The following is a 20,202-nucleotide window of genomic DNA, read 5'->3' on the forward strand; positions in this document are numbered from 1 at the left end:
CATACAATTTCAGAAGCTTTCCTTCAGCCACTGCCCCATGCGGGCGATGCGGCTGGTATTTCCCCCAAGCGACATGAGCAGGCCGCTCTGTGACGCATGTGTTTCCATGTCCGCGACCTGCGGATAGATCATCAGACCGACAGCCGTCGAAAAGGCCGGGCCCTTTGCCGCCGTCGGCAACCCCGAGACGCCCATCGGACGGCCGATTCGAACGTTGCGGGCAAGTATGCGGCGCGCCACGTCGGCAAGACCGGTTAACTGGCTGGCGCCGCCCGTCAGCACGACCCGCTTGCCGACGATCGGACTGAAGCCCGAGCGCTGGATGCGGTCGCGAATCAATTCCATCGTTTCCTCGATGCGGGCACTCACGATGCGCGAAACCAGCGCACGCGGCACCTGCGTCGGCAGATCCCGGTCGTCCTCGCCGATCGGCGGGATCGAGATCAGTTCGCGCTCATCGGAAGAATTCGGCATTGCCGAAGCGTGAACGACCTTCAGTCGCTCGGCATCTTCTATGCGGGTCGAAAGTCCGCGTGCCAGATCGGTGGTGACATGATGACCGCCGAGGCTGACGGCGTCGGTATGCACGAGCTTGCCTTCGGCAAACACCGAGATCGTGGTCGTGCCGCCGCCCATGTCGATCGCGGCACAGCCGAGCTCGACCTCGTCGTCGACGAGCGCAGCAAGACCGGATGCATAAGGCGTGGCAACGATACCTTCGACCGAAAGATGCGCACGGTTGACGCTGAGCTCGAGGTTCTTCAGCGCCGTACGCTCGGCCGTAACGACATGCATGTCGACGCCAAGGACGTCGCCGTACATCGACAGCGGATCGCGGATGCCGCGCTCGCCGTCGAGCGAGAAGCCGGTGGCCAGTGAATGGAGCACTGCGCGATCCTGGCGCAGCGACTGCTGGCAGGCGGCGGACAGCACCTTCTTGAGGTCGTTCAGCTCGACTTCCTGACCGCCGAGATCGATCGTCGCGGTGTAGATGTCGCTGGCGAGACGTCCGGCCGTCAGGTTGACGATCAGGCTTTCGACCGTCAGGCCGGCCATGCGCTCGGCTGCATCGACGGCCAGGCGGATGACGCTCTCCAGCGCATCAAGGTCGGAGATCGCGCCGGTCTTGATGCCGCGTGAACGCTGGTGGCCGATACCGATGATTTCGATGTTGTGGGTACGACCGGGCAGGACCTGACTTTCCTCGCGCGGCGTCAACCGGCCGATCATGCAGACCACCTTCGTCGACCCGATATCGAGCACGGAAACGACATGCGACCGCTTCGACGAAAGCGGCTTAAGGCGCGGCAATCCAAAATGGGACGAACCGAACAAGCTCATATATTCTGCCCCGCCTTCTTCAAATCCTTGGTACGCTGGTCAAGCACGAGCTGGCGCCGGGCCATTGCCTCCGGCGTCAGCTGAATGGCCGTGCGGTCGGAAAGCCTGAGATCGACGGCCGCGATATCGCGGTCGAGAAGATCCTGCTCCTGGTTGAACTTCGAGAGCCTTGCCAGCGCCAGATCGACATCGTCTTCCGGCAGCTTGATAACGACGCCGTTATCCATGTGCAGATCCCAGCGACGTCCGGAGACCCACACGAAGGCCTTCACTCGCGCCTTGATATCCGGCCATTTTGCAAACTCGCCTTCCAGCGAAGCCGCCGCCACCTCGGCACCGCGGCCGACCACCAGTGGCAACTGCGAGAACTTGTTGTCGCGAAGCGGCGCGATCACCGCCCCACTCTTCTCGACGAGAGAGAGTTCCTGTCCGTGCTGCCAGATCGCATAGGCCTGGCGCTCCTGAAGCTTCACTTCGATTGCCTTCGGGTAGACCTTGCGAACTTCGACACTCTCGACCCACGGCAGCTTCGCAATCTTTTGGCGGGCCGCATCCACATCAAGAGCAACGAGGGACGTCGTACCATCGAGGCCGATAAGCTGCAGAATGTCGACTTCGGAGGTCTCGGAATTGCCCGAAACCTTAACATCCTCAATCGCAAAGCCGGCAGCCGTCGTCGTCGCCTGGGCAACGACTTCCGTATGGCCGCCCAGCGACATGCCATAGAAACCGGTCGCAGCAAAAAACGCCAAAGCGGAAACCGTGCCTGTATGGGCCGGAACGTGGATACGGCCACTGCCGAGACTGACAAGGAAGCGCACGACCCGTCGCAGCGGGCGCGGCAATACCATCCGTCCGTCGCCTTCCGCATACGGAGGCTCGACATGATGGCTGGGGCGCCCCATCCTTTTGACCGTCACCGAGAACAAGAAGCGTCCTCCACCATCCAACGGAGAAATTCACCGAACGTGTAGCCGGCATGGCCGGCCATTTCAGGCACAAGAGAGGTTGGCGTCATACCCGGCTGAGTGTTGATTTCCAGCCAGATGATTTCACCATCTTCGGAGAAGCGGTCATCGTAACGAAAGTCGGAGCGACTGACCCCACGGCAACCGATTGCTTGATGAGCCCTTAACGACAATGATTGTATTTTTTGGTAAATATTCGGTGAAATTTTCGCCGGGATGACGTGTTTTGACCCACCGGCGACATACTTGGAATCATAATCATAGAAACTGTGGCCCTGCGGCACGATCTCGGTAACGCCAAGCACCTGATCGCCCATGACGCCGCACGTCAGCTCGCGACCATGGACATAGCGCTCGACGATAACCTCTTCGCCGTAACGCCATTCCGGCGAACCGATGATCTGGGGCGGATGCTTCTGATCCTCCTGAACGATCACCACGCCGAAGCTGGAACCCTCGCGAACAGGCTTCACGACATAGGGCGGCGTCATCGGATGCTCCGCCGGGAAGGCGAATCGATTGATCACCTGCGACTGCGCAACCGGAATGTCGGCAGCGGCGGCAACGCCCTTCGCCTTGCTCTTGTCCATTGCAAGCGCAGAGGCGAGAACGCCGGAATGCGTATAGGGGATTTCGAGATACTCGAGAATGCCCTGAATGGTGCCGTCCTCGCCAAAAGGGCCATGCAAGGCATTGAAAACCACATCGGGACGCAGGGCAGAAAGCTTTGCCGAGACGTCGCGATCAACATCGATGCGCGTCACCTGAAAGCCTTCGGCCTCGAGAGCATCCGCGCATGCCGTCCCGGAGGAAAGGCTGACAGGCCTCTCCGAGGAAAACCCGCCCATCAGGACAGCGACATGCTTGCGACTCATAAATACCCCCAAAAATAACTGGTAGTTGGCATTCCAATGCTTGCCCCAAGCTTGCTTGGCTCCGAATCCGAGCCCTTGGCGCAGGTGTATTAGAGCAGCATTATAGTTAACGAAGCGTTTACTTTCGTTAACTTCCAGCTCAGGAAGTCGGTCGACCGAACAGATTTTGGCGACCAAAAACGCAATATTCCCGCACGGTGGCCGGTAGGGATTTTCCTCGAAACGCCAGGGTGGGCCTCAGGTTTCTTCACCAACCGCCTTCCAGACAACGCCACCGAGAACACCACCGATCAGCGGAGCGACCCAGAACAGCCACAGCTGCTGCAGAGCCCATCCGCCCACGAAAAGAGCCTGCCCCGTCGACCGGGCAGGATTGACGGACGTGTTGGTCACCGGGATCGAGATCAGGTGGATCAGCGTCAGCGCCAGCCCGATGGCAATCGGCGCAAATCCTGCCGGTACCCTGCTGCTCGTGGAGCCAAGAATGATGAAGACGAAGAACAGCGTCAGCACGATTTCGATGACAAGAGCGGAAACGAGCGAATACCCGCCAAGCGAGTGCTCGCCATAGCCGTTGGAGGCGAAGCTGCCGAGTTCGAAGCCTGCCTTACCGCTGGCGACGACATAAAGAACGCCCGCAGCAACGATCGCACCGACGACCTGAGCAAGGATATAGGGAACCACACGACCGGCAGGAAACTTTCCGGCAACGGCAAGACCGAGCGAAACCGCCGGGTTGAAGTGGCCGCCGGAAATGCCGCCGACAGCAAAAGCCATGGTAAGCACGGTAAGACCAAAAGCAAACGCGACGCCTACGAAGCCGATCCCCAGCTCTGGAAAAGACGCAGCGAGTACGGCGCTTCCGCATCCGCCGAACACGAGCCAGAAAGTACCAAGAAATTCTGCAACAAGACTCTTCTGCATAGTTTCCTCCTGCGCTCAACCAGAGCGTTACTGAGGATTCCGCTCATATTGATTCTGGTCAAGCATGCAGAGTTGCTGACCGGATCCGGGCAAAAGGAAGTACCCTAATTTTTGTCCGTTTATTGCGCGTTTTGCATTTGCGCCGAATTAAAATTGCGTTAAGAGCCGGATGCCTCCCAGGCACTCAATAAAATCCCGATTGGAATGAAAATGTCAGACGCGATATCCAGAGTATCGCCGACCTCCGGTTCATCGAACAGTGCGCAAGTGAATTCGCCGGCGCGCGTTCTGATCGCGAGCCTCGTCGGCACCACGATCGAATTCTTCGATTTCTATGTCTATGCGACCGCCGCCGTGCTGGTCTTCCCGACGCTGTTCTTCCCGAACAGCGATCCGACCACCGCGCTGCTCGCTTCCTTCGCAACCTTCTCGATCGCATTCTTCGCCCGTCCGCTCGGCGCGGTGGTTTTTGGCCACTTCGGCGACAGGATCGGCCGCAAGACGACGCTGGTGGCAGCCCTGTTGACGATGGGCATCTCGACGGTCGTCATCGGCCTCTTGCCCTCCTACAACTCCATCGGCGTCCTGGCGCCGCTGCTGCTCGCATTGTGCCGTTTCGGCCAGGGCTTCGGCCTCGGTGGCGAATGGGGCGGCGCGGTGCTTCTCGCAACCGAGAACGCGCCGGAAGGCAAGCGCAGCTGGTACGGCATGTTCCCACAGCTCGGCGCCCCCGTCGGCCTCTTCCTGTCATCGGGCATCTTCTGGCTGCTGCTGCAGGTCATGTCTCAGGACGCGCTTTTGAGCTGGGGCTGGCGTGTCCCGTTCATTGCTTCGATCATCCTGATCGTGATTGGCCTGTGGGTTCGTCTGTCGATCACCGAAACGCCGGCCTTCCAGAAGGCAATCGACAAGCAGGAGCGTGTCGCCGTGCCGGTCGCGGAACTGTTCCGCAAGCACAAGCGCAGCCTCTTCCTCGGCACCTTCGTCGCACTCGCTACCTTCGTTCTGTTCTACATCGGCTCGGCCTATCTTTTGTCCTACAACGTCAAGGTCCTGAAGATCCCGTTCCTGGACGCGCTCGAAATCCAGATCGTCGGTTCCGTCGCCTTCGGTATCTTCATCCCGATATCAGGCAAACTCGCCGAGCGGTTCGGGCGCCGCGAGGTGCTGATCCTCACAACAGTCCTGATCGGCGTCTTCTCCTTCTTCCTGCCCGGCCTGATGACCAGCGGTGAAGGCAGCATCGTCGTCTTCGCAATTCTGGCCATGGCGTTGATGGGCATGACGTATGGCTTGATCGGCACCGCGCTGGCGGCACCCTTCCCGACGGCGGTCCGCTACACCGGTTCGTCGATCACCTTCAATCTCGCCGGCATCTTCGGCGCCTCGCTGGCGCCCTATATCGCCACGTGGCTGCAGGCAAACTACGGCATGACCTTCGTCGGCTACTATCTCGGCATCGCCGCGGTCGTTACGCTGGCCTGCATCCTGGCATCCGGTCGCGACGAAGTCTGAGCCCGACAAGCAACCCGACCGAAGGGCCGCGACGGACAACCGTCGCGGCCCTTTTCGTTGTTGCCTGTTAACGCAATGGCTCTATTTTTCCGCCACGAGGAACCGGAGGCCGGAATGCTCACAAGACGAACCGTGCTCGCGCGCGCATTAGGGGCCGGCTTTTCCCTGACATTGCCTTCGATTGTCCGGGCCGCAAACATTCCCGCCGTCGATGTGACCTTCCTTGTCGTCAACGACATTCATGCGTGCCACGTTGGCGACGGGCTCAGCCCCGGCTGCCAGGCCGAGGGAAAGACAGACGCAAACCTGCTGCGCCACATCCGTGCGCTGAACAGCATCCATCACCGGACATGGCCGGAGGAGATCGGCGGCAAGCAAAGCGGCCTGAGCGTCGCCGGTCAGCCGATCGCAAAACCCCAGGGCATCATCGTGTGCGGCGACGTGACCGACGATGGCGGCGGCCAGATGGCGGAACTTGCCGAGGGGTCGCAATTGCTGCAATTCTCACACCGCTACCAAAAGGGTCCGGGGCCGGATCGCGTCCACTTCCCGGTCTACGTCGGTCTCGGCAACCACGATCTCGATCAGGACGGGCGACCGCCGCAGGTAGACTGGTACCGCAACGAACTGCGCGACTATGTCCAGATGAACCACAAGCCCAGCGTCTTCTTCAAGCCGGTCGTTCCCGTCGGCAACTACGACGAAGCATCGGACAACTATTCCTGGAACTGGGGCGGACTCCATCTCATCCAGGCCCAGCGATATGGCGGCGACGACACCAGGGGAGCGGCGAGCAGCCTTGCCTGGATGAAGCGCGATCTTGCCGCCTACGCCGCCGATGGCCGACCGGTTGTGATCTTCCAGCACTATGGATGGGACAAATTCTCGCTGGAGCGCTGGGATCCGCAGAAGAAGACCTTCACCGACGAAGGCAGCGGCGCGCCGCACTGGTGGGGTGAATCAGAAAGGCAGGAATTGCTCGCAACCCTCAGCGGCTACAACGTAATCGGGATCTTTCACGGCCACGAGCACGATACGCCGATGGCATACCGTGCGGGCAATATCGACGTGTTCAAGGCGAGAGCCGCCTACATGGGCGGCCTCTGCCTTGTGCGTGTCACAAACGACAGGATGGACGTGGCTATCGGCGATGTTATCGACGACAACGGCAGCGTGACCTTCACGACCGCCTTCGCCAAGCAACTGGGATAGGAACTACTGCGTGGTCAAGCCCTGGAACGGACGCACCTCGCGTCCCGGCATGAAGATGCCAAGCCGCTTGATCTCCCATTCAAGCTTGATGCCGGAATTCTCGAAGACGAGGCCACGAACCTGCTCGCCGAGATATTCCAGATCGTAGCCGGTTGCCTGTCCGGTATTGATCATGAAGTTGCAGTGTAGCGAGGACATCTGCGCGCCGCCGATCACCAGACCACGGCCGCCTGCCTCGTCGATCAGCTTCCAGGCCGAATGACCGTCGGGATTCTTGAAGGTCGAGCCCCCGGTCTTCTCACGGATCGGCTGCACTGTCTCGCGATGATTGCGCACGGCATCCATGTCGGCGCGAATCTTCGCACGGTCCTCTGTATATCCCTCGAAAAGCACGGAGGTGAAGATCAGGTCGCTCGCAGCGGACGAATGGCGATAGGCGTAACCCATATCGGCATTCGAAAGCACGTGTCTGCGACCCTTGCGATCGACGGCGTTGACCTCGATGACGCGCTCGCGCGTCTCGGCACCATTGGCGCCCGCATTCATCCGCGCCGCACCACCGATGCTGCCGGGGATGCCGTAGTAGAAGTGAAAGCCGCCGATGCCGTTGTCCATCGCCATCGCGGCGACATGCTTGTCCGGGCAGATTGCGCCCGCGCGAATGCGGTTTTCACCGGCAAGCTCGACCGAACCGAAGCCCTTTGCCGAAAGACGCAGGACAACGCCGGGAATGCCGCCATCGCGCACCAGGATGTTCGAACCCACGCCAACGATCGTGAGCGGGACATCCTCCGGAAGCAGCTTCAGGAAGGCTATGAGGTCATCTTCGTCGTGCGGCTGGAACATAAGCTCCGCCAGGCCGCCGGCATGGAACCACGTGACGCGATCCATCGGCGCATCCGGCGTGATCCTCCCGCGTATGTCCGCGACACCGTCGCCAAGCGACGCAAGAAGCTTTTCCCCATTGACCTGTTTCATGCAGATATTCCCGAAAGGCTTTCCAGTTGCTTGGGCAGTGCTGCCGCCCAGTATGTGATACTCCCAGCCCCCAACAGAACCACAAAATCGCCAGGCTTTGCAATCTCGGCGACCATTTCAGGCAAAAACTCGGATGAAGGCAGGAAGCGCGCGTCACGGTGACCGCCCGATTTGATGCGCGAAACCAGCGCCTCGGTGTCGATGCCCTCGATCGGATCTTCCCCTGCGGCATAGACGGGCGCCAGGAAGATGCTGTCGGCATCGTTGAAACAGGAGGAGAATTCCTCAAACAAACTGGCAAGCCGCGAGTAGCGATGCGGCTGGTGGACGGCGATCACGCGGCCCTTGCAAGCCTCGCGCGCGGCCCTCAGCACCGCCTTGATTTCCACGGGGTGATGGCCGTAGTCGTCGAAAACCTGCACGCCGTTCCATTCGCCGGTCAGCGTGAAGCGGCGCTTGACGCCACCGAACGACGCGAGTCCCTTTGCGATATCTTCGTTCGACATGCCCAGACGGTTGGCAACGGCGATAGCCGCGGTCGCGTTGGAAATATTGTGGCGGCCGGGCATCGGCATCACGAGGTTGTCAAGTTTGATGACCTGGCCGGTCCGGCGGCGGCGGATCTCGACGTCGAAGATCGAACGCGGACCGTCGATGCGGACGTTCATGAAGCGGACGTCGGCCTGCGGGTTTTCGCCGTAGGTAACGATCTTGCGGTCCTCGATGCGGCCGACCAGCGCCTGCACTTCCGGATGGTCGAGGCACAGGACGCCGAAACCATAAAACGGCACGTTCTCGACGAACTGGCGGAATGCCGCACGCACGGCATCGAAGTTGCCGTAGTGATCGAGGTGCTCGGGGTCGATGTTCGTAATGACAGCGACATCGGCCGGAAGCTTGAGGAAGGTGCCGTCAGACTCGTCGGCTTCGACCACCATCCACTCGCCCGCGCCCATGCGTGCATTGGTGCCGTAGGCATTGATGATGCCGCCGTTGATGACGGTCGGATCCAGGCCGCCGGCTTCCAGGAGCGTCGCCACGAGCGACGTGGTCGTCGTCTTGCCATGCGTGCCGCCGATCGCGATCGCGTTGCGGAAGCGCATCAGCTCGGCCAGCATTTCGGCGCGGCGCACCACCGGCAGGAGCTTCTCGCGCGCAGCGACAAGCTCCGGATTGCTCTTCTTGATCGCGGTCGAAACGACGACGACTTCGGCGTCACCCAGGTTTTCCGCCGTGTGCCCGACGAAGACCTCGATGCCCTTGTCGCGCAGGCGCTGGACGTTGGCACTGTCGGCCTGATCCGATCCCTGGACGCGATGGCCGAGGTTGTGCAATACCTCGGCGATGCCGCTCATGCCGATGCCGCCGATACCGATGAAATGGACGAGGCCGATGGCCTTCGGCATTTTCATGCGCGTTTCCCCTTGAACTCTGCAATTGTACGTCGGGCCGCAATAGCCTCAACCATGTCGGCAAGCAAGTTCGCAGCGTCCGGTTTTCCCGCCTGCCTGGCGGCAGCCGCCATCCGGGCGAGCTTTTCCGGGTCGTTCATCACCTTGGTCAGGATCGCCGCGATCTTCTCGGAGGAGAGTTCGGCCTGGGCGATCACCTTGGCGCCGCCGGTCGCCGCCAGCGCGGCCGCGTTCGCCGCCTGATCATGGTCCAGCGCATGCGGATAGGGCACGAGGATCGCCGGTCGTCCGATCACCGAGATTTCCGAAACGGTGGACGCCCCGGAGCGGCAGATGACGAGATGCGCCCTGGCAAGGCGTTCTGCCATGTCGGTGAAGAATGGCGCGATATCTGCGCCCATATCGAGCCTGGCGACGCAATCGCCGACCATCTCCATATCTTCCGGGCGAACCTGCTGCGTGATGCGCAGCCGCGAACGCAGGGCGTCGTCGAGCAGGCTTATCGCCGTCGGCATTGCCTTGGAGAAAAACTGCGCGCCCTGGCTTCCGCCGAAGACGACCAGATTGAACGGTTCGCCGGCATGCGAGGGCGTATAGGGCGTGTTCGCAGCCGCGATGATCGCTGGGCGAACCGGATTGCCTGTCGTCACGGTCTTATCGGCAAACGCACCGCCGTCCTCCGGCAGGAAGCCGCCCGCTATCGCCTGCACGCGGCTCGCCAGCGCCTTGTTGGCGCGTCCCATCACCGCGTTCTGTTCGTGGATCATCGCAGGCACGCCAAGTCGCGTTGCAGCAAGCAAGGGCGGCACGGTCGGATACCCCCCGAAGCCCACAACCACCACCGGCTTCAGCCGCGCAATCAGTTTTTTCGCGGCGCGCATACCCCTCCAGAGCGTCCACAGCGAGCGCGCCACCGCGACGGGATTCTTCGAGGCGATTGTCGCGGAAGGCACGACATGGATCTCGTCGGCCGGGAATTTACCCGCATAGCGCTCCGCCCGGCTGTCGGTCACGAGGTGCACGGAATAGCCGCGCTCCTTCAGCTTGTAGGCCAGGGCCTCCGCCGGAAACACATGGCCGCCGGTTCCGCCGGCGGCGAGCAGGACGATGCCTTTGTTCATAAACCTTACTCCGCCGGCATGCCATGCGCGACACGGAACAGGCTCCGGTCCTGCGCGCGCTTCTCCGGCCTGTGACGCGTCAGGGCGAGAATGAACCCGGCCGTGACGCAGATGGCCACCATCGACGAACCGCCATAGGAAATCAGCGGCAGGGTCATGCCCTTCGCCGGCAACAGTTCGAGGTTGACGCCCACATTGATGATCGACTGTATGCCGATCTGCAGCACGAGGCCAGCAACGGCAAAACGGTTGAAGTCGTTCCGCTCCTTGTAGGCATGTGAGAGCCCACGCAGCACGAGAACGGAGAAGAGCGCGACCAGCGCCATGCAGAAGACGACGCCGAACTCCTCGGCTGCAACCGAGAAGATGAAATCGGTATGCGCGTCCGGAATGATGCGCTTGACGATCCCCTCACCCGGCCCCTGGCCGAACCAGTCGCCGCGAATGATGGCCTCGCGGGCGGTATCGATCTGGAAGGTATCGCCTTCCCCGGTCATGAACTTGTCGATACGCAATGCCACGTGCGGGAAGATGTAGTAGGCGCTGACAAGACCGCCGGCGCCGAGCGCTCCGAGGACAATGATCCACAGCCACGGCATGCCGGCCATGAAGAACATGCCGCCCCACACGGCCGTTGTCAGGATCGTCTGACCGAGGTCGGGCTGTGCCACGAGAAGAGCTGCGACGATGCCGAAGAGAATGATGGCGAAAAGATTGCCCGGAATTTCCGGCTGCCGCGCATGCTCGGCAAAGAGCCAGGCGCAAACGACGACGAAGGCAGGCTTCATGAACTCCGAGGGCTGGATGGAAATGCCGGCGAGCGTGACCCAGCGCCGCGATCCCTTGACCTCGACGCCGAAGAACAGCGCCAAAAGCATCATTGCCAGGGCGACGATCAGGAGAAGGATCGCCGTTCGGCGCACCTGCCGCGGCGTCAGGAACGATAGCCCGATCATGACGGAGATCGACGGGATCATGAACGCCGCATGGCGCTTGACGAAGTGGAACGGCTCCAGCCCGATACGCTCTGCAACCGCGGGCGACGCGGCAAACGATAGCATGAAGCCGATCCCCATCAGGAAGATGAACATCGCCAGAAAAAAGCGGTCGATCGTCCAAAACCAATCGGCCAGAGGCCCACGTTCCGCGCGGCTTACCATGTCATTTATCTCCTGTTGCCGAACTGATCAGCATGGTGATTCCGTCTAGCGCTGCCACATGGCTGACAAATGCATCGCCCCTGACTTCAAAATTCTTATATTGGTCGAAGCTTGCGCAAGCTGGGGAAAGCAAAACGGCAGAAGGGCCGCTTTCATTCTTTTCTGCATCCGCAGCCGCATGCGCGACAGCCCGTTCCAATGTCCCGGAAATCTCGTAGGTTACCGAACCGCCAAGCGTAGCAGCAAATTCGGCTGCCGCCTCGCCGATCAGGTAGGCTTTGGCGATACGCGGGAAGAACGGCGTCAGCGTCGAGATGCCGCCCGCCTTCGGCAAGCCGCCTGCAATCCAGTAGATCCGCTCATAACTCGACAGCGCGGGCGCTGCCGCATCGGCATTGGTCGCCTTCGAATCGTTGACGAAAACGACGTTGCCGTGACGCCCGACCGGTTGCATGCGGTGCTTGAGACCGGGAAAGGAGGCAAGACCGGCGCGGATGTCGTCAACTGCGACACCGACCGCAAGGCACGCGGCGACGGCCGCAGCAGCGTTCTGCGCATTGTGACTGCCGCGCAGCGTCTGGATGCCGTCGAGATCCACGATCGGCAAGGCCGCGCCTTCCGATGCCTGAACGAGCTTCGTCCCTTCCGCATAGATGCCGTTGGCAAGCGGATGACGCGTGGAAATGCGCGTGACTTTACCGCCGGCCCGCTCGACGCGATCGGCAATCATCTCGCAATGGCTGTCGTCGACACCGATGACGGCAACGGCGCTGCCAGCAACCAGCCGCTCCTTGACGTCGGCATAATGCTGCATCGTCCCGTGCCGATCGAGATGATCCGGCGTCAGATTGAGCAGAATGCCCGCGGACGGATCGAGCGTAGGCGCAAGATCGATCTGATACGACGAGCATTCGACAACATAAAAACGCCCCGCCTTCGGCGGCTCCAGCGTCAAAACCGCCGTGCCGATATTGCCGCCCAGCTGGGTGTCTCGCCCGCTCGACTTCAGGATATGGGCAATCAGCGCCGTCGTCGTCGATTTGCCGTTGGTGCCGGTAATCGCGATGAAGGCGCAATCAGGCGCGTGCGCCCGGCGCTCGCGAACGAAAAGCTCCACGTCGCCGACGATGTCAATGCCTGCGGCACGCGCCAGTTCGACCGTCCAATGCGGCTTCGGATGGGTGAGAGGCACGCCCGGGGAAAGCACGAGGAGAGAGTGGACGCCCCAATCGACGGTCCTCAGATCGGCCGTGTGGATTCCCTCGGCGGCCGCCTTTGTGACACTGTCAGGATTGTCGTCCCAGGCCGTGACATCGGCGCCGCCCAGGATCAGCGCGCGCGCCGTGGCAAAGCCCGAACCGCCAAGCCCAAAGAGCGCCACCTTCTTTCCTGCAAGCGTCGTGACCGGGATCATGACTGTCTCACCGCAGCTTCAGGGTTGAAAGGCCGAGCAGAGCCAGGCCGACGGCGATGATCCAGAACCGGATCACGACCTGGCTTTCCGTCCAACCCTTCTTCTCGAAATGGTGATGGATCGGCGCCATCAGGAAGACGCGGCGACCGGTGAGCTTGAAAAATCCGACCTGGATGATCACCGACAGCGTTTCCATGACGAACAGACCGCCGATGATGGCCATGACGATCTCGTGCTTGGTGGCAACGGCAACCGTGCCGATCGTACCACCGAGCGCCAGCGAACCGGTGTCACCCATGAAGATAGCCGCCGGCGGCGCATTGAACCACAGGAAACCGAGACCCGCACCGATGACGGCGCCAAGCACGACAGAGAGTTCGCCCGTACCAGGCACGAAGTTGATCTGCAGGTAATTTGCAAAAACCGCGTTGCCCGCCAGGTAGGCGATCACACCGAACGAGGCCGCAGCGATCATGACAGGCACGATAGCAAGACCATCGAGGCCATCCGTCAGGTTGACCGCATTGCCGGCGCTGACGATGACGAAACCGCCGAATACGACGAACATGATGCCAAGATTGAGCATGAAGTCCTTGACGAACGGAAACGCGACCGACGACCCGAACGTCGAACCGGCAGCACCGGAGGCAAGTGCCGCGCGCATCATGAAAAACACCGCGATGCCGGCGATCACGAACTCGATGGCGAGGCGGGCCTTGCCGGAGAAGCCCTTGTGACTCTGCTTGCTGACCTTCAGATAGTCGTCATAAAAGCCGATTGCCCCGAAGCCGAGGGTCACGAGCAACGTCGCCACGACATAGACGTTGGAAAGATCGGCCCAGAGCAGCGACGAGCCCACGATGCCGGCCAGGATCATCAGCCCGCCCATGGTCGGCGTCCCGGCCTTCTTGAAGTGCGTCTGCGGTCCGTCGGCGCGGATCGGCTGACCCCTGCCCTGGCGAATGCGCAGCGAGTTGATGATCATCGGCCCGAACAGGAAAACGATCAGCGCGGAGGTGAACAGGGAGGCGCCCGTGCGGAAAGTAATGTACCTGAAGAGATTCAGAAACTTCAGGTGTTCCGACAGTTCGACTAGCCAAATCAGCATTCAGGGCCCCTTGTTTACGCGGTCAAAATTCGCGTTGCGTGTCGGCAAATGGTGGGAATTTGTCAAGGAGCGCGGCAACGATCTTGCCGAAACCGAGGCCCAATGACGACTTTACCATCAGCACGTCGCCAGCGGCGACCGAGTTCAATACGAATTCGATAAGTTCTTCCGTCGTCTCGCGGTGCTCGACATGCACGCTCTCGGGAAGCGAACCCTTGAGTGCGATCATCTCGGGGCCGGCAAGCCAGACATGTTCGATGCCGGCCGCCAAGATCGGTCCGGCGAGATCCGAATGGACCCTGTGCGAGTAATCGCCCATCTCCAGCATGTCGCCGAGAACGGCGACGCGCCGGCCGGATCCGGTCGGTACCGCGCTCGCCAGAACAGCGATCGCCGCCCGCATGGACGCCGGGTTGGCGTTGTAGCTCTCATCGACCACGGTAAAGGCCCCGCGTGCGATCGAAAGCTTGTGACGGCGGCCCCTGCCCTTTTCCGGCTGCAGCGTCGCAAGCGCTGCGATCGCCTGTTCCATGTCGGCGCCGACGATCTTCACGACACCGAGCGCGGCGAGTGCATTCTCGGCGATATGACGGCCGGGCGCGCCGATCGCGACTTCCTTGGTCTCGCCGTCGATGGTGATCCACAGCGTCGAGCTTTGGTCCGATCCGTTGAACTCCGCAAGGCGGTACTCCGCCTTCGCATGCTGGCCAAACGAGTGAATATGCTGGATTGCGAACGATTGCGCAGTTCGGTCCAGGAAATTGAATTGGTCGTTGTCGCGGTTGAGCACGACATGCCCGCCGGGCACCACGCCTTCGAAAATCTCTGCCTTCGCCGTGGCGATTTCCTTGATGCTCTTGAAATTGCCGAGGTGTGCAGGCGCGACGGTGGTGACGACCGCAACATGCGGCTCGATCATCTTGACCAGCGGTCGAATTTCGTCCGGATGGTTCATGCCCACTTCGAAAACACCGAAATACGTGTCGAGCGGCATGCGCGCGAGCGTCAGCGGCACACCCCAGTGATTGTTGAAGGACGCGACCGAGGCATGCACCTTGCCGGACGGCGACAGCATGCGCCGCAGCATTTCCTTGGTGGTCGTCTTTCCGACCGAACCCGTCACGGCGATGATCTGAGCGCGCGAACGCGCCCGTGCGGCCAACCCTAGCCTGCCGAGCGCGGCCAGCACGTCGTCGACGACGATCATCGGAACCGTCAGCCGTCCCATGGCGGGAAGACGAGATTCACTGACGACCAGAAGAGCTGCCCCGTTGGCCATCGCCATCGACGCGAAGTCATGACCGTCGACGCGATCGCCCTTGATCGCGAAGAAGACCTCGCCCGGACCGATGGAGCGGCTGTCGATCGAAATACCGGTGATTCCGTCAGGCAGCGTGCCGAACGGCCGGCCCGCCATGGCGGCGATCATGTCTTCCGTCGTCCAAAGCCAGTTCACGATTTCAGCTCCTCCAAAGCCTTGCGCAATTCGGCGTGATCCGAAAAAGGCAGGGTCACACTCCCGATCGTCTGCCCTTCCTCGTGCCCCTTGCCGGCAACGATCAGCGTATCGCCTGATGCCAGCATCGCGACCGCCTCGCGGATCGCCTTGGCGCGATCGCCGATTTCAGACGCGCAGCCTGCCGCCGCCATGATCTCGGCGCGGATCGACACCGGCTCTTCGGAACGCGGATTGTCGTCGGTCACGATCACCACATCCGCCAGCCGGCAGGCGATCTCGCCCATGATGGGACGCTTGCCGCGGTCGCGGTCGCCACCGCAACCGAAGACCACGATCACCCGGCCGGTGGTGAAGGGGCGCACGGATTCCAGCACATTGGCGAGCGCATCGGGCTTGTGTGCATAGTCGACATAAGCCAGCGCGCCATCCTTGGTATGGCCGACGAGTTCGAGGCGGCCGGAGGCGCCCTGAAGCTTCTCCAACGCCGCCATGGCAACCTTGGCCGAAACCCCGGTCGACATGGCAAGTCCGGCGGCCACCAGCGCGTTCGCAACCTGGAAATCGCCCGCAAGCGGAATATCGACCTCGAAGATCTCGCCAGCAGAGTGAACTTCGGCAACCTGCTTGTGTCGGAAGTGCTCGACACGCTTCAAAGTCAGATAGTCACCCTTGCGCCCGACTGTGCGGACATCATGGCCTGCACCACGCGCAGCCTTGATCGCCTGATCCGACCACGGATCATCCGCAAAGATCACGGCAGGCGATCCCTTCGGCAGCAGCGTATCGAAAAGCCGCATTTTCGCGGCCATGTAGCTTTCGATGGTCGGATGATAGTCCATGTGGTCGCGGCCGAGATTGGTGAAGGCGGCGGCCGCGAGCTTGACGCCATCGAGCCGGCACTGGTCGAGACCATGGCTGGAAGCCTCCATCGACGCGTGCGTGACACCCTCGTCCGCAAGCTCGGCCAGAAGCGCATGCAGGGAAACAGGATCTGGCGTCGTCAGGGAGCCATATTCGTTGCGGGTCGGCGAGACGACGCCTGTCGTACCGATCATCGCCGCCGGATGACCGGCGTGGGCCCAGATCTGCCGGGTGAAGGAGGCAACGGATGTCTTGCCGGCGGTACCGGTGACGGCAACCATCGTTTCCGGCTGCTTGCCGGAAAGGCGTGAAGCGACGATCGACAGGAAACGGCGCGGCTCGTTGACCACAAGAACAGGAATGGAAGCATCCACGGCATGCGCGGCAACGGCAACGGTCGCACCCTTTGCCGCAGCGTCTGCCACGAAGCCGGCACCATCGGCCTTCGTGCCGGCGACGGCCACGAACGCCATGCCGGGCGCAATCTTCCTGCTGTCGGAAGAAAGGCCGGAAATCTCCAGTCCGCCTACCGGCCCATCCATCTGTGCCTTGAGTTCCGGAAACGCATTTCCGGCGATGTCTCGCAATTTCATCGAACGCATATTTCTCTCTCGAGCCACCGCGCCCCCATGGCGAATCGGCCTCGACATTCATTCAGACTCAATAAGACACCAACATGGCCGATCCGTCGTCACCGAACTTAGGTTCCACACCGAGGATTGGCGCTGCGCGGGCGATGATGTTCTTGACCATCGGCGCTGCCGTGTAGGCCGCGATATTCTGGCCCTTCTCACCGTTGTGCGGCTCGTCGCAGAAGGTGAGCACCACGTATTTCGGATCGTCAATCGGAAATGCAGCCAGGAAGGCATTGAAGTTCAGGTTCGAGGCATAGCGTCCGTTGACGACCTTGTCGGCAGTACCGGTCTTGCCGCCGACGTGGAACCCGGGCACATCGGCGTTGCGGCCGGACCCCTTGATGCCGTTCAGCTTGAACAGATAGCGCACGTCGTCGCTCGTGCTCTTCTTGACGACGAGCTCGGCGACATCGTCGGCTTGTGCGCGCGAGCGTGGCAGGAAGGTCGGCTCGATGAGTTTGCCACCGTTGACGAGCGCAGCACCGGCCACCGCCGTCTGCAGCGGCGTCGTGGAGACACCGTGGCCGAACGAGATGGTCACCGAGTTGATCTTCTTCCAGACTTTCGGCTGGCTCGGCATCTTCACTTCCGGAAGCTCCGTCTGCATCTTTGTCAGCAGGCCGAGCTTGGTCAGGTAATCCTTCTGCGCCTCCATGCCGACGATATCGATGATGCGGGCCGTACCGACGTTCGAAGAATACTGGAACACTTCCGGCAGCGTCAGCCAGCGGCGCTGGCCGTGGAAATCGTGAATGGTGAAGCCGCCGATATGGATCGGCTGGGTCGCATCGAAGCTGTCGCTGAGCTTGACCTTGCCGGTATCGAGCGCCATCGCCAGCGAGAACGTCTTGAAGGTGGAACCCATCTCGAACGTACCGTTCGACATGCGGTTCAGCCAGCCTTCCTTGGCGCCTTCCAGGGGATTGTTGGGGTCGAAATCAGGCGCCGACGCCATCGCCAGCACCTCGCCTGTATGAATGTCCAGCACAACCGCGCCGGCCCCCTTGGCTTCATAATTCGTCACCGCATTGGCCACGACGTCGCGAACGATGTTCTGGACGCGGATATCGACCGACAGCCGCACCGGCTCCAGCGGCTGGTCGCTGGTCATGCCGACGGAGGCAAGATCGGCGAGCCCCTGGTCGTCGATATACTTCTCCATGCCGGCAACGCCGCGGTTGTCGATGTTGACGTAGCCCAGGATGTGCGCGGCGGTCGCGCCGCCGGGATAGAAACGGCGCTTCTCGGGCCGGAAACCGATGCCGGGAATGCCGAGTGCCAGGATCTGGCTCTGCTGCTTCGGCGTCAACTGGCGGCGCAGCCACGCAAAGTGGGAGGTCCGGTTTGCGAGCTTCTTGTAGGTGCCCTTCATGTCGAGGTCGGGCAAAACCGTGGTCAGCCTTTCAACAGCTTCATCGGCATCGACGACCTTGTTCGGCTCGGCGAAGAGAGAAACGGTACGGATGTCGGTTGCCAGCACTTCGCCGTTCCGATCGAGAATGTCGGGACGCGACGCCATCAGCCTGTCAGCCGGCAAGATGCTGGAAACGACATCCGGATCGCGGACCGCATATTCGACGAGACGGCCTGCGATCACGCAGTAGACGCTGACGAATCCGACGATCAAAAGGCCGACGCGGCTCGTTGCCTGACCCGCCCGCTTCTTTCGCGAGCCCTCGATGGGCGAGTTGCCCGACGGGCCGCCGAAACGATTGTACACGCCGGAAGAAAAATGTGCCTGGCTCTTCGAAACCATGATGCGTGAAAGAAACGACATCTCTACTCCACAGATCCCGTTGCCATGTCGTCTTCATCAGCCGCAGGTGCAGCTGAGGCAGCCTTCGGCTTGGTCTTCGCACCACTCCCCGCTTTCGCCACGGTAACATCGGGCACGGGAACCTGCGACTTCAACATCGGCAGTTCCCTGGCATGAACCAGCGAGGTCGACGACGTCGGCTGCAATTGAAGCTCGCCATTGTAGTTGTTGACGAGCCGCTCGAGCCGGTTCGGCTGCGACTGCAATGCCCAGTCGGCTTTCAAAAGGTCGATGGTATCTTTTTCCAGTTTTATCTCGGCCTCGAGGCGATGAACCTCTTCCAGCTTCAGCTCGGCACGATGCTTGATCGTGTAGGTGACAGCCGCAGCGGCAGTCATGACACCCACAAGCACGAGGTCGAAGGTTCTCAGCATATCAGGCTCCGAGCTTTCCGAGACTTGCAAGATTTGGCAGCCCGAAGATCGATAGATCCGCGGGCTCAACGGGAGCGTGAGTTCTCAAACCGGCGCGCAGTTTCGCCGAACGCGCCCGCGGATTTGCTTCGGCTTCGGCTTCGCTGGCAGAAATCATCGGCTTGCCGAGCCGCTCGAAGGTGGCGGCACGCTCATGCGCAACAGGCAGGTGGCGCGAACCGACAGCCTTGCCGGCGCGATCGGAAAAGAACGTCTTGACGATACGGTCTTCCAGGGAATGAAACGTCACGACGACAAGCCGGCCGCCCGGCTTCAGCGCGCGTTCGGCGGCAAACAGAGCCTGTGCCAGCTCGCCCAGTTCGTCGTTGACGAAAATACGCAACGCCTGGAAAACCCGCGTTGCAGGATGGATCTTGTCCTTCATCTTGCGTGGGGTCACGATCTCGATCAGTCCGGCAAGGTCACGCGTCGTCTCGAACGGTTTTTCGGCGCGGCGCTTTTCGATCGCATGCGCGATGCGCGGCGCTTGGCTTTCTTCACCCAGATAGTGAAAGATACGGATAAGCTCGGCGACCTTGGCGCGATTGATCACGTCTGCGGCAGAAACGCCTGCGGCGGACATGCGCATATCAAGCGGACCGTTCTTCTGAAAGGAGAAGCCGCGCTCGGCCTCGTCGATCTGCATCGACGACACGCCGATATCGAGAACGACGCCATCAAGACCACCAGCCGGCGCATGATCGGCCAAACTGGAAAACTGGGAATGCACAAGCGTGAGGTGGCCCCCGTGGGCCGCAACCAGATCCTGACCGGCTTCGATTGCCGTCGGATCGCGGTCGAGCGCAATCACGTCGGCACCAGCTGCGAGAATGGCCGACGTATAGCCGCCGGCGCCGAAGGTACCGTCGAGGACGATCTTGCCCGCAGACGGCTCAAGTGCCGCAAGGACCTCATGGAGAAGAACCGGAATGTGGCGGACCGGTCCGCCACCGGCATCAGTTGAACCTCCGCCAGGATTCGCCACCATTC

Annotated in this window: 17 protein-coding genes; 2 read left to right on the forward strand and 15 right to left on the reverse strand. The window is 61.4% G+C overall.

Annotation, left to right across the window (positions count from 1 at the left end):
* Nucleotides 1-9: 9 nt before the first annotated feature.
* From ftsA to aqpZ, 4 genes are all read right to left on the reverse strand, one after another.
* Nucleotides 10-1,341, reverse strand: coding sequence for a cell division protein FtsA (gene ftsA, locus AC1D2R_RS16425; protein ID WP_477968394.1), 1,332 nt, complete (start codon nucleotides 1,339-1,341; stop codon nucleotides 10-12).
* Nucleotides 1,338-2,270, reverse strand: coding sequence for a cell division protein FtsQ/DivIB (locus tag AC1D2R_RS16430; protein WP_477968396.1), 933 nt, complete (start codon nucleotides 2,268-2,270; stop codon nucleotides 1,338-1,340). Before AC1D2R_RS16430 ends, ftsA begins: the two co-directional genes overlap by 4 nt.
* The gene (locus tag AC1D2R_RS16435) at nucleotides 2,258-3,184 is read right to left on the reverse strand and encodes a D-alanine--D-alanine ligase (RefSeq protein ID WP_477968555.1); all 927 of its coding nucleotides are present in this window, start codon (nucleotides 3,182-3,184) and stop codon (nucleotides 2,258-2,260) included. Before AC1D2R_RS16435 ends, AC1D2R_RS16430 begins: the two co-directional genes overlap by 13 nt.
* A gap of 237 nt (nucleotides 3,185-3,421) precedes the next feature.
* Nucleotides 3,422-4,108 carry an aquaporin Z gene (gene aqpZ, locus AC1D2R_RS16440; RefSeq protein WP_477968398.1) on the reverse strand — a complete coding sequence of 229 codons (687 nt, stop codon included), beginning with the start codon at nucleotides 4,106-4,108 and terminating at the stop codon, nucleotides 3,422-3,424.
* A gap of 210 nt (nucleotides 4,109-4,318) precedes the next feature.
* Between aqpZ and AC1D2R_RS16445 the strand changes: the two genes are divergently transcribed.
* Entirely contained in the window at nucleotides 4,319-5,623 is a 1,305-nt protein-coding gene (locus tag AC1D2R_RS16445) for an MFS transporter (protein ID WP_477968400.1), read from the forward strand.
* Between the two features lie 114 nt (nucleotides 5,624-5,737).
* On the forward strand, nucleotides 5,738-6,835 hold the full coding sequence (locus AC1D2R_RS16450; protein WP_477968402.1) for a metallophosphoesterase: 1,098 nt from the start codon (nucleotides 5,738-5,740) through the stop codon (nucleotides 6,833-6,835).
* A gap of 3 nt (nucleotides 6,836-6,838) precedes the next feature.
* On the opposite strand, the gene murB is transcribed toward AC1D2R_RS16450, so the two are convergent.
* From murB to rsmH, 11 genes are all read right to left on the reverse strand, one after another.
* Nucleotides 6,839-7,813 (reverse strand): UDP-N-acetylmuramate dehydrogenase, encoded by a 975-nt coding sequence (murB, locus tag AC1D2R_RS16455; RefSeq protein ID WP_477968404.1) that lies wholly within the window; start codon nucleotides 7,811-7,813, stop codon nucleotides 6,839-6,841.
* The gene (murC, locus tag AC1D2R_RS16460; RefSeq protein WP_477968406.1) at nucleotides 7,810-9,225 is read right to left on the reverse strand and encodes a UDP-N-acetylmuramate--L-alanine ligase; all 1,416 of its coding nucleotides are present in this window, start codon (nucleotides 9,223-9,225) and stop codon (nucleotides 7,810-7,812) included. The genes murB and murC overlap by 4 nt, the downstream gene beginning before the upstream one ends.
* Complete coding sequence (gene murG, locus AC1D2R_RS16465) at nucleotides 9,222-10,346, reverse strand: undecaprenyldiphospho-muramoylpentapeptide beta-N-acetylglucosaminyltransferase (RefSeq protein WP_477968408.1); 1,125 nt, start codon at nucleotides 10,344-10,346, stop codon at nucleotides 9,222-9,224. The genes murC and murG overlap by 4 nt, the downstream gene beginning before the upstream one ends.
* A 5-nt stretch (nucleotides 10,347-10,351) precedes the next feature.
* Nucleotides 10,352-11,506 (reverse strand): putative lipid II flippase FtsW, encoded by a 1,155-nt coding sequence (gene ftsW / locus AC1D2R_RS16470; protein ID WP_477968410.1) that lies wholly within the window; start codon nucleotides 11,504-11,506, stop codon nucleotides 10,352-10,354.
* A 1-nt stretch (nucleotide 11,507) separates the two neighbouring features.
* Nucleotides 11,508-12,920: a UDP-N-acetylmuramoyl-L-alanine--D-glutamate ligase gene (gene murD, locus AC1D2R_RS16475; RefSeq protein ID WP_477968412.1), complete on the reverse strand. Its 1,413-nt coding sequence runs from the start codon at nucleotides 12,918-12,920 to the stop codon at nucleotides 11,508-11,510.
* A 7-nt stretch (nucleotides 12,921-12,927) separates the two neighbouring features.
* Entirely contained in the window at nucleotides 12,928-14,028 is a 1,101-nt protein-coding gene (gene mraY / locus AC1D2R_RS16480) for a phospho-N-acetylmuramoyl-pentapeptide-transferase (protein ID WP_477968414.1), read from the reverse strand.
* A gap of 22 nt (nucleotides 14,029-14,050) precedes the next feature.
* Entirely contained in the window at nucleotides 14,051-15,484 is a 1,434-nt protein-coding gene (locus tag AC1D2R_RS16485; protein WP_477968416.1) for a UDP-N-acetylmuramoylalanyl-D-glutamyl-2,6-diaminopimelate--D-alanyl-D-alanine ligase, read from the reverse strand.
* Nucleotides 15,481-16,941, reverse strand: a complete 1,461-nt coding sequence (locus tag AC1D2R_RS16490) for a UDP-N-acetylmuramoyl-L-alanyl-D-glutamate--2,6-diaminopimelate ligase (RefSeq protein WP_477968557.1) — start codon at nucleotides 16,939-16,941, stop codon at nucleotides 15,481-15,483. The genes AC1D2R_RS16485 and AC1D2R_RS16490 overlap by 4 nt, the downstream gene beginning before the upstream one ends.
* Nucleotides 16,942-17,008: 67 nt before the next feature.
* Nucleotides 17,009-18,760, reverse strand: a complete 1,752-nt coding sequence (locus AC1D2R_RS16495; protein ID WP_477968418.1) for a peptidoglycan D,D-transpeptidase FtsI family protein — start codon at nucleotides 18,758-18,760, stop codon at nucleotides 17,009-17,011.
* Nucleotides 18,761-18,762: 2 nt separating this feature from the next.
* Entirely contained in the window at nucleotides 18,763-19,173 is a 411-nt protein-coding gene (ftsL, locus tag AC1D2R_RS16500; RefSeq protein WP_477968420.1) for a cell division protein FtsL, read from the reverse strand.
* Nucleotide 19,174: 1 nt separating this feature from the next.
* On the reverse strand, nucleotides 19,175-20,200 hold the full coding sequence (rsmH, locus tag AC1D2R_RS16505; RefSeq protein WP_477968422.1) for a 16S rRNA (cytosine(1402)-N(4))-methyltransferase RsmH: 1,026 nt from the start codon (nucleotides 20,198-20,200) through the stop codon (nucleotides 19,175-19,177).
* Between the last annotated feature and the right edge of the window lie 2 nt (nucleotides 20,201-20,202).

It is taken from the genome of Rhizobium sp. P1_C7 (genome assembly GCF_056406295.1).

Coding starts and splice junctions, on each gene's coding strand:
- AC1D2R_RS16445 (WP_477968400.1), top strand. CDS start 4,319: ATGTCAGACGCGATATCCAGAGTATCGCCGACCTCCGGTTCATCGAAC.
- rsmH (WP_477968422.1), bottom strand. CDS start 20,200: ATGGTGGCGAATCCTGGCGGAGGTTCAACTGATGCCGGTGGCGGACCG.
- murC (WP_477968406.1), bottom strand. CDS start 9,225: ATGAAAATGCCGAAGGCCATCGGCCTCGTCCATTTCATCGGTATCGGC.
- murD (WP_477968412.1), bottom strand. CDS start 12,920: ATGATCCCGGTCACGACGCTTGCAGGAAAGAAGGTGGCGCTCTTTGGG.
- mraY (WP_477968414.1), bottom strand. CDS start 14,028: ATGCTGATTTGGCTAGTCGAACTGTCGGAACACCTGAAGTTTCTGAAT.
- ftsL (WP_477968420.1), bottom strand. CDS start 19,173: ATGCTGAGAACCTTCGACCTCGTGCTTGTGGGTGTCATGACTGCCGCT.
- murB (WP_477968404.1), bottom strand. CDS start 7,813: ATGAAACAGGTCAATGGGGAAAAGCTTCTTGCGTCGCTTGGCGACGGT.
- aqpZ (WP_477968398.1), bottom strand. CDS start 4,108: ATGCAGAAGAGTCTTGTTGCAGAATTTCTTGGTACTTTCTGGCTCGTG.
- AC1D2R_RS16490 (WP_477968557.1), bottom strand. CDS start 16,941: ATGAAATTGCGAGACATCGCCGGAAATGCGTTTCCGGAACTCAAGGCA.
- ftsA (WP_477968394.1), bottom strand. CDS start 1,341: ATGAGCTTGTTCGGTTCGTCCCATTTTGGATTGCCGCGCCTTAAGCCG.
- murG (WP_477968408.1), bottom strand. CDS start 10,346: ATGAACAAAGGCATCGTCCTGCTCGCCGCCGGCGGAACCGGCGGCCAT.
- ftsW (WP_477968410.1), bottom strand. CDS start 11,506: ATGGTAAGCCGCGCGGAACGTGGGCCTCTGGCCGATTGGTTTTGGACG.
- AC1D2R_RS16495 (WP_477968418.1), bottom strand. CDS start 18,760: ATGTCGTTTCTTTCACGCATCATGGTTTCGAAGAGCCAGGCACATTTT.
- AC1D2R_RS16435 (WP_477968555.1), bottom strand. CDS start 3,184: ATGAGTCGCAAGCATGTCGCTGTCCTGATGGGCGGGTTTTCCTCGGAG.
- AC1D2R_RS16450 (WP_477968402.1), top strand. CDS start 5,738: ATGCTCACAAGACGAACCGTGCTCGCGCGCGCATTAGGGGCCGGCTTT.